General features: G+C 60.1%; 13 protein-coding genes. 5 read left to right on the top strand and 8 right to left on the bottom strand.

Translation table 11 applies throughout. The features are described from left to right. The first annotated feature begins 36 nt into the window (after positions 1-36). Positions 37-1,545, top strand: a complete 1,509-nt coding sequence (locus QRN36_RS05805) for an MDR family MFS transporter (protein WP_285423171.1) — start codon at positions 37-39, stop codon at positions 1,543-1,545. 60 nt (positions 1,546-1,605) lie between these two features. On the opposite strand, the gene QRN36_RS05800 is transcribed toward QRN36_RS05805, so the two are convergent. After that, positions 1,606-2,469, bottom strand: coding sequence for a cache domain-containing protein (locus QRN36_RS05800; protein ID WP_373568704.1), 864 nt, complete (start codon positions 2,467-2,469; stop codon positions 1,606-1,608). Positions 2,470-2,755: 286 nt separating this feature from the next. Beyond that, entirely contained in the window at positions 2,756-3,418 is a 663-nt protein-coding gene (locus QRN36_RS05795; RefSeq protein ID WP_093461554.1) for a TetR family transcriptional regulator, read from the bottom strand. Positions 3,419-3,669: 251 nt separating this feature from the next. Here QRN36_RS05795 and QRN36_RS05790 point away from each other — a divergent pair, with 251 nt between their 5' ends. Genes QRN36_RS05790 through QRN36_RS05780 form a run of 3 tightly spaced genes read left to right on the top strand, consistent with a single transcriptional unit; the run spans position 3,670 to position 9,407 of the window. After that, entirely contained in the window at positions 3,670-4,812 is a 1,143-nt protein-coding gene (locus QRN36_RS05790) for an efflux RND transporter periplasmic adaptor subunit (protein WP_285423170.1), read from the top strand. A gap of 3 nt (positions 4,813-4,815) precedes the next feature. After that, positions 4,816-7,944 (top strand): efflux RND transporter permease subunit, encoded by a 3,129-nt coding sequence (locus QRN36_RS05785; protein ID WP_285423169.1) that lies wholly within the window; start codon positions 4,816-4,818, stop codon positions 7,942-7,944. Next, positions 7,941-9,407: an AdeC/AdeK/OprM family multidrug efflux complex outer membrane factor gene (locus tag QRN36_RS05780; RefSeq protein WP_285423168.1), complete on the top strand. Its 1,467-nt coding sequence runs from the start codon at positions 7,941-7,943 to the stop codon at positions 9,405-9,407. Before QRN36_RS05785 ends, QRN36_RS05780 begins: the two co-directional genes overlap by 4 nt. Before the next feature lie 146 nt (positions 9,408-9,553). Here the strand turns inward: QRN36_RS05780 and pcaD are convergent, their stop codons facing one another. The 6 genes from pcaD to pcaR all read right to left on the bottom strand — a co-directional run bounded on the left by pcaD (position 9,554) and on the right by pcaR (position 15,716). Further along, positions 9,554-10,342 (bottom strand): 3-oxoadipate enol-lactonase, encoded by a 789-nt coding sequence (gene pcaD, locus QRN36_RS05775; protein WP_285423167.1) that lies wholly within the window; start codon positions 10,340-10,342, stop codon positions 9,554-9,556. 81 nt (positions 10,343-10,423) lie between these two features. Continuing rightward, positions 10,424-11,713, bottom strand: a complete 1,290-nt coding sequence (locus tag QRN36_RS05770; protein WP_093461569.1) for an MFS family transporter — start codon at positions 11,711-11,713, stop codon at positions 10,424-10,426. Positions 11,714-11,890: 177 nt separating this feature from the next. Further along, positions 11,891-13,093, bottom strand: coding sequence for a 3-oxoadipyl-CoA thiolase (pcaF, locus tag QRN36_RS05765; protein WP_285423166.1), 1,203 nt, complete (start codon positions 13,091-13,093; stop codon positions 11,891-11,893). Then, positions 13,090-13,869 (bottom strand): CoA-transferase subunit beta, encoded by a 780-nt coding sequence (locus tag QRN36_RS05760; RefSeq protein WP_306470232.1) that lies wholly within the window; start codon positions 13,867-13,869, stop codon positions 13,090-13,092. Before QRN36_RS05760 ends, pcaF begins: the two co-directional genes overlap by 4 nt. Next, positions 13,869-14,726: a CoA transferase subunit A gene (locus QRN36_RS05755; protein ID WP_285423165.1), complete on the bottom strand. Its 858-nt coding sequence runs from the start codon at positions 14,724-14,726 to the stop codon at positions 13,869-13,871. Before QRN36_RS05755 ends, QRN36_RS05760 begins: the two co-directional genes overlap by 1 nt. Before the next feature lie 147 nt (positions 14,727-14,873). Continuing rightward, entirely contained in the window at positions 14,874-15,716 is an 843-nt protein-coding gene (gene pcaR / locus QRN36_RS05750) for a pca regulon transcriptional regulator PcaR (protein ID WP_285423270.1), read from the bottom strand. An 831-nt stretch (positions 15,717-16,547) separates the two neighbouring features. On the opposite strand from pcaR, the gene QRN36_RS05745 reads away from it, so the two are divergent. After that, positions 16,548-16,745, top strand: a complete 198-nt coding sequence (locus QRN36_RS05745) for a hypothetical protein (RefSeq protein WP_093461580.1) — start codon at positions 16,548-16,550, stop codon at positions 16,743-16,745. Positions 16,746-16,874 lie beyond the last annotated feature (129 nt).

Raw genomic sequence — 16,874 nt, 5'->3', positions numbered from 1 at the left:
TCTGCGTGGGTCAACTTGCCAGTTCGAGTCTTTTCCGTGACGAGCCTCCACCAAACCCGCCCGGACATCCGCAGCATTCTGTTCGCGTTGATGATGGCTGTATTTCTCAGCGCGCTGGACCAGACCATCGTGGCGGTGTCGATGCCCGCCATTTCTGCTCAATTCAAAGACTTCGACCTGCTGGCCTGGGTGATCTCGGCCTACATGGTCGCCCTCACCGTGGCCGTGCCGATCTACGGCAAACTCGGCGACCTGTACGGGCGACGTCGCCTGATGTTGTTCGGCCTCAGCACCTTCACGATTGCCTCACTGTTCTGCGCCATGGCCCAGAGCATGGAGCAACTGGTGCTGGCGCGGGTGCTGCAAGGCATCGGCGCGGGCGGCATGGTCTCGGTCAGTCAGGCCATCATCGGCGACATCGTGCCGCCTCGCGAACGTGGGCGATATCAGGGTTATTTCAGCGGCATGTACGCGGCGGCCAGTGTGGCGGGGCCGGTTCTGGGCGGATTCATGACCGAATATCTGTCGTGGCGCTGGGTGTTCATCATCAACCTGCCGCTGGGCTTCGCAGCGTGGTGGGTGGCACGCAAGACCCTCGTCGGGCTGCCGGTTCCGCAGCGTAAACCGATCATCGATTACCTCGGGACGGTGCTGATGATCATCGGCCTGACGGCCTTGCTCCTTGGCATCACTGAAATCGGTCAAGGCCACAGCTGGCGGGACGAACACGTGCAGTTGCAACTGGGCGTGGCGCTGCTGGCGCTGGTGGTCTTCGTCCTCTACGAACGCCGCACCCGCGAGCCGTTGCTGCCGATGCACCTGTTTACAAATCGCAGCGCGGTTCTGTGCTGGTGCACGATTTTCTTCACCAGTTTCCAGGCGATTTCGCTGATCGTTCTGCTGCCGCTGCGCTTCCAGACCGTCACCGGTGGCGGTGCCGACAGCGCTGCACTGCACTTGATGCCGCTCGCCATCGGCATGCCGATGGGCGCGTACTTCGGCGGGCGCAGAACTTCGCTGACGGGGCGCTACAAGCCCATCATCCTTACCGGTGCGCTGCTCATGCCGCTGGCAATCCTCGGCATCGCCTTCACGCCGCCGCAGTCGGCGCTGCTGACCGGGCTGTTCATGGTGCTGACGGGGATCGCCAGCGGCTTGCAGTTCCCGACTTCACTGGTCGGGACGCAGAACTCGGTGGAGATGAAAGACATGGGCGTGGCCACCAGCACCACCAATCTGTTCCGCTCATTGGGCGGTGCCGTCGGCGTGGCGAGTATGTCCGCTCTGTTGCTGGCGATGCTCGCGGGTTCCGGGATTGCCCAGGCAGACCACAGCATGATCGGCGTCGAAGGCAGCTCCGGCAACCTGTTGATGGACAGCCTGCACGCAGCCAGCGGCCCCGCGCTGGATCTGTTGCGTGGACAACTGTCGATGACGTTCCAGCACCTGTTGATGGGCAGCGCCGCGGTATCGCTGCTGGGTCTGGCGGCGGCGCTGGCGATGCCCAATCATCTGCTGCGCGGGCGCGAAGACAAGGACCGCTGAACCCGTGCCCGGAACCTGTGGGACTGCTTCCCACAGGTGTTGACTCAAAGACCCGACAACTCAGCCGTTGTAATACCCCACGGCAACCAGGAAATGGCCCACTTTACGGACGTACGCGTGTTTGCGTTCGATCTTGCTGGTGACCGGATTACGCCAGCGATACTCGTACTCGCCTTCGGCCTGCTTTTTGATCATCTCCAGTATCGGCGCCCCCACCGGCTTGCCTTCCGGGTCCTTGACCTTGCTGAAATCGGTATTCACCAGCCGCAGGTTGGTGCCGTGGGCGACGTATCGCTTGGTGTCAACGTCGACCACGAACACATAAAGGTCATCTTGCAGGAATCCGCCCTTGAGGCCATTGATGGCCTGAACGGTGCCCTCCGAGTCCTGTTCGAGCGCCTTGGACGCCTTGTTCAGCAAGGCGCGAGCTTGCTCGGGCGACGCACGGGGCAAGTAATAGCCCACCGCCAGAACGCGGTCGCCGATGCGCTGAAAATACACGCGCTTGCGCTCGACCTTGCCATCGCGCCAGTTCTGCCAGCGGTATTCGGCCTGTTGAATGCCGGCGCTTTCCGGGGTCTGCAACACCTGCTTGAAGGCCTTCTGCAAATCGGGATCGAGGACCGAAGAAACGTCGCGCCCGATGAGCACGACAGAGGGCCCGCCGCTGGCCAGCATGATGCCGTTGGTGTCGGTCACGAACACATAACGCTCACCATCGACGAACTCGCCCTGACGACTGAATTCGGCCAATGCCTTGTCGCCTTGCTGCTGATAGCGCGCCACCGCTTTTTCCAGCAACGCTCTGGCGGCTGGAGCCTCTTGCGCTTCATCGCCCGTCGCCCACGCCTGGCCGATGCACAGGCAGGCCAGCAAGCCGAAAATTTGCCTTCTCAACGCTCCACATCCTGAAACGACCGGCATCGCGCTCACCCCGTTTTTATTGGTTTGGCAGCAAGCTTAGACGGACGATGGCAATAGGGAAGCATTCGGGCGCTGGATGAACGGCGTGCACATCCTCAAGAGGCAGCGGCAGGCTGTCGCGTGGCTGAATGCGAAGATGAATTCAGGTAAAGGCTCGGTAAACCTCCTGTTCAATCGGAAAGAACGAATGTATAGATGCAGGCTAAGCGCCACACAGTTATAGTCCAACGCGTGAACAGGCCGAACGGCGTGGCTTGCAGACGATATGACGGGGACTGGAGGCGAATCAGGCGAGTCGCGCGACGGCCTCGGGCGCAGGGTCGCGCAGCGCCGGGCTGAAGCGCAGCATGTCCAGCACGGTTTCGACAAGACGTTCGGCGTCGTCGTACAGCGAGAAGCTGTCAGGCACCAGCAGCCACTGACCGAGAATGCCGTGAATATAAGCGTGCAGACACAACGCGCCGCGCCGGGGGTTCAGGTCGGCGGGCAACTGTCCCTGACGCGCAGCATTACCCAGCGCAAGTGCAATGCGCTCATTGGCATCGAGCCAGACCGACTGACGCTGACGGCGCATGTCACACATTTCATCGGTGAACTCGAATTTATGAAACAGGATTTCATTGATGCGGCGGGTTTTGGGATCTTGTGCAACTTGCTGAAACAAATGAATCAGAAGTTTTCGCGTCCAGCCAAGTGGATCGACTTCGTCTTCGCTCTCGCTGGCCCTGGCCATTTCCTCCAGCGGCTCGTGCAGGCTGTCGAGCATCGCCTGCACCAGATCGGCCTTGTTGCTGAAGTGCCAGTAGATGGCGCCTCGGGTCACCCCCGCCAGCGCAGCGATGTCTGCCAAGGTCGTGCGCGCAACGCCACGGTCGTAAAAAGCCTGCTCAGCGGCTTCAAGAATCTGCCTGCGGGTTTCCTGGGCTTCCTCTTTCGTGCGACGGACCATGGCAGTAAATCCTCAATAAAAATGCTTCAGGCTCTCTGGTCGAGTGGCCTGAACAGCATGCCGGGCGGCCTTTGTAATGCCTTGTCCCGGACCTACAATCGATGCCCCCGCTGCGTTCGAGTGTCGCAGGCGCGGGTGTTTACAAACAACCGTGAACGTAAGTATATTCATTAGCTTGCTACTTATCCAGCCGGAACGCTTAAACACCCCTTCCACTTTTCATGAGCCATGCTCCTGACCCGAGGATCTTCATGCAATTCAAGCCAGCTGTTACCGTACTGGTCACTGCCGCCGCCTTGGCATCGCTGCTCAGCGGATGCAGTAAAAAGGAAGACGCGGCCGCGGCTGCACCACCGCCCCCTCAGGTCGGCGTCGTGACTATCCAGCCTCAAGCCTACACACTGATTTCCGACCTGCCAGGCCGCACCACGGCTTATCGCGTCGCCGAAGTGCGTCCACAGGTCAACGGCATCATTCTCAAACGGCTGTTCACCGAAGGCTCCGACGTGAAGGCCGGTCAGCAGCTGTATCAGATCGACCCGGCGGTCTATGAGGCTAACCTCAACAGCGCCAAGGCGACTTACGACTCCAACAAGTCGCTCGCTGATCGCTACAAGCAGTTGATCAACGAACAGGCCGTCAGCCGTCAGGAATACGACACCGCCGTTGGCAATGCTCGCCAGGCTCAGGCCGCCGTGCAGACTGCCGAGATCAACCTGCGCTACACCAAAGTGTACGCGCCGATTTCCGGTCGCATCAGCCGCTCGCTGGTCACCGAAGGTGCGCTGGTCAGCAACGGCCAGGCCGATGCGATGGCAACCATTCAACAGCTCGACCCGATCTACGTGGACGTGATCCAGTCGTCGGCCGAGATGCTGCGTCTGCGCCGCGAATTGGAAAGCGGCAAGCTGCAGAAAGCGGGCGACAACGCGGCGAAAGTCAAACTGACCCTGGAAGACAACAGCCAGTACCCGACTGACGGCAAGCTGGAGTTTTCTGAAGTGTCGGTCGACCAGACCACGGGCTCCGTGACACTGCGCGCCGTGTTCCCCAACCCGACCCACACGCTGCTGCCGGGCATGTTCGTGCACGCGCGTCTGCAATCGGGTGTGAACGAACAAGCCCTCCTCGTCCCACAGCAAGGCGTGACCCGTGACCTGAAAGGCACGCCGACCGCGCTGGTGGTGAACAAGGACGACAAAGTCGAACTGCGTACCCTCGTCGCCAACCGCACCAGCGGCACGGACTGGGTCGTGGAAAAAGGTCTGAGCGCGGGTGACCGCGTCATTACCGAAGGCCTGCAGTACGTCAAGCCAGGCGCGCAGGTGAAAGTGGCCGAGGCGACCAATATCAAACCTGCTGCCGCCCCGGCTCCCGCGCAAGGGAGTAACTGATCCATGTCGAAGTTTTTCATCGACCGACCGATTTTCGCCTGGGTTATCGCCCTCGTGATCATGCTGGTCGGTGCTTTATCGATTCTCAAGCTGCCGATCAACCAGTATCCGGCGATCGCGCCACCGGCCATCGCCATTCAGGTGACCTACCCGGGTGCGTCTGCACAGACCGTGCAGGACACCGTGGTGCAGGTGATCGAACAGCAGATGAACGGCATCGACAACCTGCGCTATATCTCGTCTGAAAGTAACTCCGATGGCAGCATGACCATCACGGTGACCTTCAACCAGGGCACCAACCCGGATATCGCTCAGGTACAGGTGCAGAACAAGCTGAACCTGGCGACCCCGCTGCTGCCGCAAGAAGTGCAGCAGCAGGGTCTGCGCGTGACCAAGGCAGTGAAGAACTTCCTGATGGTGGTCGGTCTGGTGTCGGAAGACGGCAGCATGGCCAAGGAAGACTTGTCCAACTACATCGTTTCCAACATTCAGGATCAGATCGCGCGTACTCCCGGCGTGGGTGACTTCCAGGTGTTCGGTGCGCAGTATGCGATGCGCATCTGGCTCGACCCGGACAAGCTGAACAACTTCCAGCTGACCCCGGTCGACGTCAAGACCGCCATCACTGCGCAGAACGTTCAGGTGTCGTCCGGTCAGATCGGTGGTCTGCCAGCGGTCAAGGGCCAGCAGCTCAACGCCACCATCATCGGCAAGACACGTCTGCAAACCGCCGAGCAGTTCGGCAACATCCTGCTCAAGGTCAATCAGGACGGCTCTCAGGTTCGCCTGAAAGATGTCGCCAGCATTGGTCTGGGCGGTGAGAACTACAGCGTCGACGCACAGTTCAACGGTAAGCCGGCCTCGGGTCTGGCGATCAAACTGGCGACCGGTGCCAACGCGCTGGACACTGCCAAGGCGATCCGCGACACCGTCAGCCGTCTGGAACCTTTCTTCCCGCCGGGCATGAAAGTCGTATACCCGTACGACACCACGCCTGTGGTCAAGGAGTCGATCAACGGCGTTGTTCACACACTGGGTGAAGCAATCGTCCTGGTGTTCCTGGTGATGTATCTGTTCCTGCAGAACTTCCGCGCCACTGTCATCACCACGATGACGGTACCGGTCGTACTGCTGGGCACCTTCGGTATCCTTGCCGCCGCCGGTTTCACCATCAACACGCTGACCATGTTCGGGATGGTGCTGGCCATCGGTCTGCTGGTGGACGATGCCATCGTTGTGGTGGAGAACGTCGAGCGGGTCATGGCCGAGGAGCATTTGTCTCCCAAGGAAGCGACGCGCAAATCCATGCAGCAGATCCAGGGCGCCCTCGTCGGTATCGCCATGGTGCTCTCTGCGGTACTGCTGCCAATGGCATTCTTTGGCGGATCCACGGGCGTGATCTACCGCCAGTTCTCGATCACCGTGGTATCGGCCATGGCGCTCTCGGTACTGGTCGCGCTGATCTTCACCCCTGCCCTCTGCGCCACGATTCTCAAGCCGATCGATCCCGAGAAGCACGGCCAGCCGCGCAAGGGTTTCTTTGGCTGGTTCAACCGCACCTTCGACCGCAGCGTACTGAGCTACGAGCGCGGCGTCGGCAACGTCATCCGCCACAAGATCCCGTCGTTCCTCGTCTATATCCTGATTTTCGCGGGCATGATCTGGATGTTTACCCGCATCCCGACCGCTTTCCTGCCCGAAGAAGATCAGGGCGTGATCTTCGCCCAGGTGCAAACGCCGCCCGGCTCTACCGCCGAGCGGACTCAGAACACCCTGGACAAGATGCGCGAATACCTGCTGACCGACGCAGGCGTCAATTCCGTGTTCACCGTCAACGGCTTCAACTTCGCCGGTCGCGGTCAGAGCTCGGGTCTGGCGTTCGTGATGCTCAAGTCGTGGGAAGAGCGGGATTCGTCGAACAGCGTGTTCGAAGTGGCCAAGCGTGCGCAGGCGCACTTCTTCGGTTTCCGTGACGCCATGTCGTTCGCCGTCGTTCCTCCCGCCGTACTGGAACTGGGTAACGCCACCGGTTTCGACCTGTACCTGCAGGATCAGGCCGGTCTTGGCCACGAGAAACTGATGCAGGCGCGTAACCAACTGCTGGGGCTGGCCGCGCAGAGCAAGATCCTGACGGGCGTACGTCCGAACGGTCTGACCGACGAGCCGCAATACCAGCTGTTGATCGATGACGAAAAAGCCCGTGCGCTGGGCGTGACGCAATCGGACATCAACACCACCCTGTCGGTGGCGATGGGTGGTAACTACGTCAACGACTTCATCGACCGTGGCCGCGTGAAGAAGGTTTACATCATGGGTAATCCGAAATCCCGGATGAGCCCTGAAGACCTGAAAAAGTGGTACGTGCGCAACGCCAGCGGCACGATGGTCCCGTTCGACGCCTTCGCCACCGGCGAGTGGGTGTTCGGCTCGCCGAAGCTGTCGCGCTACAACGGTGTTCCGGCCGAGGAGATTCTCGGTACGCCGGCGCCGGGTTACAGTACCGGCCAGGCGATGGCCGAAATCGAAAACCTGGCCAAGCAGCTGCCACAGGGCATCGGTTACTCCTGGACAGGTCTGTCGTTCGAGGAGCGACTTTCCGGTTCGCAGGCCCCGGCGCTGTATGCGATCTCGGTTCTGGTGGTGTTCCTCTGCCTCGCGGCGCTGTACGAAAGCTGGTCGATTCCGATCGCGGTTCTGCTCGTCGTTCCACTGGGCGTCATCGGTGCGTTGATGGCAACCAGCCTGCGCGGTCTGTCCAACGACGTGTTCTTCCAGGTGGGTCTGCTGGTGACGGTGGGTCTGGCGGCGAAGAACGCCATTCTGATCGTCGAGTTCGCCAAGGAACTCCATGAGCAGGGCAAGTCGCTGATGGATGCAGCGGTGGAAGCGTGCCGGATGCGTCTGCGTCCGATCGTGATGACGTCGATGGCGTTCATCCTCGGCGTGGTGCCGCTGACGATCTCCAGTGGCGCAGGTTCAGGCAGCCAGCATTCGATCGGTACCGGCGTTATCGGCGGTATGATCACGGCGACGATTCTGGCGATCTTCTGGGTACCTCTGTTCTTCGTTTCGGTATCCTCGCTGTTCAAGAGCAAACAGAAAGAAACCCCACACGATGAGGCTGGCCAATGAGCAAGTCCCTGATCTCGCTGGCAGTTACCGCGTTCATTCTCGGCGGCTGCTCGTTGATCCCCGATTACAATCAGCCTGCCGCACCGGTGCCCGCACAGTATCCGCAAGGTCCGGCGTATTCGCCGGCCCAGGCGGCCAACCAGGCGGCCGCCGAGCAAGGCTGGCGTCAGTTCTTCCACGATCCGGCGCTGCAACAGCTGATTCAGACATCGCTTGAAAACAACCGCGATCTGCGCGTTGCCGCGTTGAATATCGACGCCTACCGGGCGCAGTACCGCATTCAGCGTGCGGACCTGTACCCAGGCATCAATGCACAGGCGACCGGCACGCGTCAGCGTGTGCCGGGTGACCTGTCACAGACCGGTGAGGCTGGCATCAGCAGCCAGTACTCGGTGGGTCTGGGCGTGAGCGCCTATGAACTGGACCTGTTCGGCCGCGTGCGCAGCCTGAGCGAGCAGGCTCTGGAAACCTACTTCGCTGGCGAAGAAGCCCGTCGCAGCACGCAGATCAGCCTGGTGGCCAACGTCGCCAACGCTTATCTGACCTGGCAGGCGGACAAGGAACTGTTGAAGCTGACGCAGGACACACTCGGTGCGTTCGAAGAAAGCTTGCGTCTGACCTCGCGCAGCAACGAAGTCGGTGTCGCGTCGGCACTGGATCTGGCGCAATCGCGTACGTCGGTTGAAAGCGCCCGCGTGAAGCTGGCGCAGTACCAGCGTCTGGTCGCGCAGGACGAGAACAACCTGGTGCTGTTGCTGGGCACTGCCCTGCCCGCCAACCTGCCGGCCTCGCAACCGCTGAGCGCCGACATGCTCAACGAGCTGCCGCCCGGGCTGCCTTCGGAGTTGCTGCAACGTCGTCCGGATATCCTCCAGGCCGAGCACAGCCTCAAGGCCGCCAACGCGAACATCGGCGCTGCGCGTGCCGCGTTCTTCCCCAGCATCAGCCTGACGGCCAGTGCCGGTACCGCGAGTGGCGATCTGAGCGGCCTGTTCAAAGGCGGCTCAGGCACCTGGCTGTTCGAGCCGACGATCAATCTGCCCATCTTCAACGCCGGCAGCCTGCGGGCCAGCCTGGATTACTCGAAGATCCAGAAAGACATCGGCGTCGCCAACTACGAGAAGGCGATTCAGACAGCGTTCCAGGAAGTCTCCGACGGTCTGGCTTCGCGCAAGACCTTCACCGATCAGTTGCGCGCACAGACCGACTTCGTCAACGCCAACCAGGATTACTACCGCCTGGCCGAGCGTCGTTATCGTATCGGGATCGACAGCAACCTGACGTTCCTCGACGCTCAGCGTCAGCTGTTCAGTGCTCAGCAGTCGCTGATCACCGATCGCCTGTCGCAGCTGAACAGCGAGGTCAACCTGTACCGCGCCCTCGGCGGCGGCTGGTATGAACAAACCCCGACCGGCCAGCAACAGCCGACCTCGGGCGATGTCCCCTCGACACGCTTGTTCTGATCCACGCTCAATAAAAAAACCCACCGTCTGGTGGGTTTTTTTATGGCTGTTGGCATCGCCCGTCAGTTCGGACAGCGGTCCTTACCGGCTGGAAGAGCTGCGTGAATTAATGCCTTCCCACAATGGGGATGCGCCCGGACTGGGTATCAGCTCAGCAGGAACTCTCTCACACGCAAGGTAAAAGTTTCGCCCAGTTCGACGTTGGAAAGGTGCGCCGCGTAGTAGTCAGACAGCTGCGAGCCATGGATATGGTTCTGCAGGTAGTGACCGTCCGCCACCGTCGTCACTGCATCATGACTGCCGCATATGATGAGGGTGTCCACCGTGATTGACCCGACCTGCTTGCGAAAATCGACGTCGCGCACCGCAGCACAGCATGCGGCGTAACCCAGTGGCGAGGTCGCGGCCAATACGTCCGTAACCGCCTTGACCTTGTCGGCATGATCGCGCGCGAACTCAGGGGTGAACCAGCGCCCTACCGCACCAGCGCCTAATTCCTGCATCGCCTGTTCACCGCCTTTTTCGATCATCTCGATGCGCGGTCCCCACATCTCTGGACCACCGATTTTGGCGGCGGTGTTGCACAGGATCAGCTTGTGCAGACGGTCATTGGCGTGAATGCCCAGCCACTGGCCGATCAGGCCGCCCATGGACAACCCGCAAAAATGCGCGCGCTTGATGTTCAGCGCGTCGAGCAAGGCCAGCACATCGCGGCCCAGCTGCTCGACGGTGTACGGGCCTTGAGTGACGAGCGATTTGCCGTGGCCACGAGTGTCGTAACGAACCACACGGAATGACTGGCTGAACGCTGCGACCTGCGCGTCCCACATGTGCAGGTCGGTGCCCAGGGAGTTGGACAGCACCAGCACGGGCGCGTCGGCCGGCCCGTCGATCTGGTAATGCATTTCACCGTCTTCAAGTTGTACGAATGCCATAGCGGCCCCCTTTTGCGGACTGTCGTGAACGTCATGAGGAGTATGGAAGACGCGCGCCCGATTGCAGGCGCGCGCAGTGGATCAATGATCTTCGTGCAGATAAGCCGGCTTTTTCGGCAAGCGCAGGCTGAACAGGAAGGCAATCGCCATCATGGCGGTGACGTACCAGTAGAACGTGTTTTCCATGCCCATGTTCTTCAGGCCCAGCGCAACGTATTCCGCCGAACCACCGAAGATTGCGTTCGCCACGGCGTAGGCCAGGCCGACACCCAGCGCACGCACCTGCACCGGGAACATTTCGGCTTTTACCAGCCCGCTGATCGAGGTGTAGAAGCTGACGATGGCCAGCGCCAGCGTGATCAGGATGAATGCCATGATCGGGCTGGTCGTGGTTTTCAGCGTCAACAGCAGCGGAACCGTGCAGAGCGTACCCAGACCGCCGAACCACAGCATTGAAGCGCGGCGCCCGATCTTGTCAGCGAGCGCACCGAAGACCGGTTGCATGCACATGTACAGAAACAGCGCGCCGGTCATGATGTAGCTGGCAACCTTGGCGTCCATGTGCACGGTATTCACCAGGTATTTCTGCATGTACGTGGTGAAGGTGTAGAAAATCAGCGAACCACCGGCGGTGTAGCCCAGCACAGTGATGAACGCCGCCTTGTTGTCGCGGAACAACGCGGCCATGCTGCCGGCGTCCTTGTCCTGACGCGCTTCGGCGGTGGTGGTTTCCTTCAGCGAGCGGCGCAGCAACAGCGAGATGACCGCGGCAACGGCGCCGACCACGAAGGGAATCCGCCAGCCGTAGGCTTTCAGCTCATCGGCAGAAAGAAATTGCTGCAGGATGACCACGGTCAGAACCGCCAGCAGCTGGCCGCCAATCAGCGTCACGTACTGGAACGACGCGAAGAATCCACGCTGCCCCCGCAACGCGACCTCACTCATATAAGTGGCCGTGGTGCCGTATTCACCGCCGACCGACAAGCCTTGCAGCAGACGCGCCACCAGCAGAAGAAACGGTGCCCAGGCGCCGATCGAGGCGTACGTGGGCAGACACGCGATCACCAGCGAGCCACCGCACATCATGAGGACGGAAATCATCATCGAGTTTTTGCGGCCATGCTTATCGGCCACGCGACCGAACAGCCACCCGCCAATCGGACGCATCAGGAAGCCTGCAGCGAACACGCCTGCGGTATTGAGCAATTGCACGGTCGGGTCGTCGGAGGGAAAGAAAGCCGGTGCGAAATAGATCGCGCAGAAGGCGTAAACATAGAAGTCGAACCATTCCACGAGGTTGCCCGAAGAGGCGCCCACAATCGCAAAAATCCGTTTGCTCCTTTCTTCTCCGGTGTAGTGAGTCGTTGTCATTATTTTATCCCCAGTTTTTATAAGACCAGCTTCAAACCACCAGTCTACGACATAGTCTGTAACAGTTAGACTTAAGCAGTAACACTTCGACATCACAAGGACAACCGCCCGAGCCATCAAGTTGCCTTTTCGTGGAGGCAACCGATGACTCGGGTGGCTGATTCGGTTGTGTGGCGCTTAGCGTTCGATCGCCAGAGCCAGGCCCTGCCCAACGCCGACGCACATGGTTGCCAATCCTTTGCTGCCGCCGGTTTTCTCCAATTGATGCAATGCCGTCAGAACCAGACGCGCCCCGCTCATCCCCAGCGGGTGTCCGAGAGAAATTGCGCCGCCGTTCGGGTTGACCTTGGGCGAATCGTCCGCAAGGCCCAGTTCGCGCATGACCGCCAGGCCTTGGCTGGCAAACGCTTCGTTGAGTTCGATGACGTCGAAGTCCGAAACCGCCAGACCCAGCCGCTCCACCAGTTTGCGAACGGCCGGCACCGGGCCGATGCCCATGACCCGAGGTTCGACGCCAGCGCTGGCCATGCCCAGGACGCGGGCGCGAGGGGTCAGACCGTGCTTTTTCACCGCATCGGCCGACGCGAGAATCAACGCCACCGCACCGTCATTCAGGCCTGCCGCATTGCCCGCCGTGACCGTGTTGCCAGGGCCGTTGACCGGCTTGAGTTTGCTCAGTGCCTCCAAAGTGGTGTCTGCGCGAGGGTGCTCGTCCCTGTCGACGATGGTTTCGCCCTTCTTGTGGGCGATGCGCACCGGCACGATTTCTTCAGCGAAGAAACCCGAGGCCTGCGCCGCTGCGGTCCGTTGCTGACTGCGCAAGGCAAAGGCGTCCTGATCTTCGCGAGAAACCTTGAAATCCTGCGCCACGTTGTCGCCGGTCTGCGGCATGGTTTCGACACCGTACTGATCTTTCATCTGCGGATTGACGAAGCGCCAGCCCAAGGTGGTGTCTTCCAGCTTCTGGCCGCGACCGAATGCTGTGTCTGCCTTGCCCATCACGAAGGGCGCGCGGGACATCGACTCGACGCCGCCGGCAATCGCCAGCTCCATCTCGCCACAGGCAATGGCGCGGAACGCCGTGCCCACCGCATCGAGGCCCGATGCGCACAGGCGATTCAACGTCACGCCGGGTACGGTTTCCGGCAGTCCCGCCAGCAGCGCAGCCATGCGCGCCACGTTGCGGTTGTCTTCACCGGCCTGGTTGGCGCAGCCGAGGAATACCTCGTCGACCTGATTCCAGTCGACCGAAGGATTGCGCTCCATCAACGCCTTGATCGGCAAGGCCGCCAGGTCGTCGGCACGAACGGTCGCCAATGCGCCACTGAACCGGCCGATGGGCGTGCGGATCGCGTCGCAGATAAATACTTCACGCATCATGCTTCTCCCGGCGCCTGACCGTGAGCGGCGGCGGTCCGCGCCTCCAGATCACGCAGGGCGTTCAATTCGTATTCTGAAGGCGCTTCGGACACCGCCACGTTGTCGGCAAAGCGAACGTCCCAGCCGGTCGCGGCGATCACCTGTTCACGGGTAACGCCTGGGTGCAGCGTGGTGACGACAAACTCATGGGAGTCGGCTTCAGGTTCCATGATGCACAGGTCGGTGATGATCCCGACCGGGCCGGCCCCAGGCAGACCGAGGCGTTTGCGCGAGTCACCGCCCTCGCCATGGCCGACCGACGTTACAAAATCCAGTTTGTCGACGAAGGCCCGCGAGGACTGTTTCAGGATGATCAGCACTTGCTTGGCGGAACCTGCAATCTCCGGCGCGCCACCGGCACCCGGCAGACGCACTTTCGGGTTGTGATAGTCGCCCACCACCGTGGTATTGATGTTGCCGAAACGGTCGACCTGCGCAGCGCCAAGGAATCCGACATCCACCCGACCGCCTTGCAGCCAGTAGCGGAAAATCTCGCTGGTCGAGACCACTGTGTCAGCGGTTTCAGCCAGTTCCCCATCGCCAATGGACAGCGGCAGAACATTGGGCTTCGCGCCGATGGGGCCGGATTCGTAGATCAGCACGACGTCAGGCGATGAGGTCAGTCGGGCAAGGTTGGCAGCCTTGGATGGCAAACCGATGCCGACGAAGCAGACCGAGCCATTCTTCAAACGGCGGGCAGCGGCCACGGTCATCATTTCACTGGTGGTGTAGGTCATTATTTTGCCTCCGAAGCGTGGGCCAGCTTGCTCTGGAATTCACTGAAATCACGCGTGCCGTGGATGTATTCGTCGATCCACGCGGTAAACGCCTCACGGTCACGGCCGATCGGGTCCCACGCCTGATAGAAACGATTGTCGCGCTCGTAATAACCGTGGGCGTAGGAAGGATGCGCTCCGCCGGGAACCACACACACCGCGCTCAATGCCCAGGTGGGCAGGACACAAGCGTTCATGGGGGCATTGAGGTCATCGACGATTTCCTCGACGGTCACGATGCAACGCTTGGCAGACAGCGCGGCTTCTTTCTGCACACCGAGAATTCCCCACAGCAATACGTTGCCCTTGCGATCGGCCTTCTGCGCGTGGATTACGCTGACGTCTGGCCGCACGGAAGGCACTGCCGCCAGCACTTCGCCGGTAAAAGGACACGTCACCGATTTGATCAGCGGGTTGACCTTGGGCAAATCAGAACCGGCGTAAGCACGCAGCACCGCGAATGGCAGACCGGAGGCGCCAGCCACGTAAGCATTGGCCAGGTCGGCGTGGCTGTGCTCTTCGATTTCCATCGGTTGCGGCCACTGTTTCTCGACAGCGTCACGCAGCCGGTGCAGGGACCCCACGCCAGGGTTACCGCCCCACGAGAAAATCAGCTTTTTCGCACAGCCTGCACCGATCAACTGGTCGTAGATCAGATCCGGAGTCATGCGAACCAGCGTAAGGTCCTTCTTCTTCTGACGAATGATTTCGTGACCGGCCGCTGTAGGAATCAGATGGGTGAAGCCTTCCAGCGCAACGGTGTCGCCATCGTTGACGAATTGCTTCACGGCATCGTGCAGGGAAAGAATTTCAGCCATGGGGTGCTCCAGGTTCAAATCTCGATCGGTGGACGGCGCACGTACATCAGCGCCTGATTGAGATCGAGGTTAAGCCTGAGCAAGAAAAGCGACAATCCGATAATCGACTATCTGTTCGATAATCGAACAGATAGTGACAAGCAGGATTCAAGTGAACAGCTGGGTGCTCAGGTCTCGGCTGGCGTCGAGCATGATCGGGAGAAACTTCTGCTCGAGCTCGTTGCGCGTCACCCGGCCAGCGCTGGTGCTGACGTTCAACGCGGCCAGGACCTGGCCCGATGCATCATAGACGGGCACGGCAATCGACCGCAGACCTTGTTCGAGCTCCTGATCGACGATGCACCAGCCTTGTTGCCGGACTTGCTGCAGGCACTCGAGCAGCGCTTCGGGCGTGCGCAGCGTTCGACTGGTCTTGGGCTGCAGGTCAACGTGGTCCAGGTATTCGCGCAAGGAAACGTCGTCCAGCGCCGCCAGAAGAATCCTGCCCATCGATGTGCAATAAGCAGGAAGGCGCCCGCCCACCGCCAGATCAACGGAGATCAGTCGCTGAGTGGTGGCCGAGCGCGCGATATAAAGGATGTCATCTCCCTCCAGTGTCGCCATGTTGCAGGCTTCGTGCAGTTGATTGCTCATGCGGTCCAGATAAGGCTGGGACGACACCGCGAGCGGCGTGGAAGACAGGTAAGCGTGGCCGAGGGTCAACACTTTCGGCAGTAATGAGTAGGTGCGGCCATCAGTGGTCGCGTAACCCAACTTGATCAGCGTGTGCAGGCAACGGCGCACGGCGGCGCGCGGGATTTCGGTTCGATGGCTGATCTGCGCGATGGTCAGGTGCCGCTTGCGCTCCTGAAACGCATGAATCACAGCAAGCCCGCGCGCCAGCGAGGTCATGAAATCCGGATCACCTGTGAGGGCCTGAATCCTCTTCGCGGGGGACGCCACAATGGGCGGCGCCAGGGAGGCAAAGGAATTACGCAGTTGATCGTTCATGCTGACACCGTTCGTCGCGGCCATGCAGGCCTTCTGTTGCGCCACTCTCGCCTCTTTTTGCAAATGCGGCAAGGCTGCTTTGGGCGATTATCGAACCACTGGCCGATAATCGCAATTGACCCGTCGCCCGGTTGCTTATACCTTTCACACGCCACCATGTGGCTTCTTGGAAATACTGGTCAGGTACCCACTGAGAAGTCCCAGGCACGGCCTTGCTCACCGCAAGGCCGTTTTTGTCTCTGCCCGCCAGCACTCCCGATAAATGTATGAGTTCGGATACATTCGTGCCGTCCGATTCACGATCGCTTGCATTTACGTCGTCAGAAATTTGTCTCGCCAGTTCTGAATCCTGAATAACAAAGTTCTGTCACAACTCCGTTCGGTCTAAACTTCGGAACCTTCGTACAGCAAAATAGTATTTATCCCATCTAATGGAACTGCGACACTTTCTACAGTTGACTCCTCTGTAGTTCTTGGAGATAGTAGCGTTTCATTGACGATCTAAACGCTACAGCGTGTTTTCAATCCATCGCACATCCTGCATGGATCCAATTCACGCAGGCCCTGCACAACTCATCGAGCAGGTTCAGCGATAGACAGGCCAGAAGCCTGGTCAATATGCCAGCATCCTGGCATTCGATAATGAATTGTAGCTACGACAAGGTTGTCGTTCTGGTGCACGTAGCCGCAGATATGAAATGTGCTTAATACTTTCGCCGCGCTCTGATTGCGAAGGTCAGTCCTGGCAACCGGCAATCCGGGCAGCAGGCCTTGGTACTTTTCAGACCCTGTGTTATCGCCGGAATCAAACTCGACCATTCAGGTAATAACGTGACCAAAGATGAACTGCGCGCAGAACTAGAGCGCCAGGAACAACGTTACAAGGAAGTTTACGGTGGCGAAGTGACCACCTATGCCGCTCAACCCGAGCCAGAGCGCAAACCGTGGCGCAAGCGAGCGAGTCTGCTCGATCAGGCGTTCAAGCAAGAACTGCAGAAGATGGAACAGGAACTGAAGGAAGAGCCTTGAGCGACCTTGGCAGTGCGCTCGACATGGGTCACTGACGGTCACTCGCCTCGCCCCTTCCCGGATTCAGCTAAGGTTGAAGCGTGCATGTGCGCTTCCTGACAGGAAGTCAATGGGCTGTATCGGCAGAAA

This window comes from Pseudomonas sp. efr-133-TYG-103a (assembly GCF_030209235.1).
GTDB lineage: Bacteria > Pseudomonadota > Gammaproteobacteria > Pseudomonadales > Pseudomonadaceae > Aquipseudomonas.
Note: the sequence above shows the minus strand (reverse complement) of the source record. Positions and strands in the feature narration are given on the sequence as shown.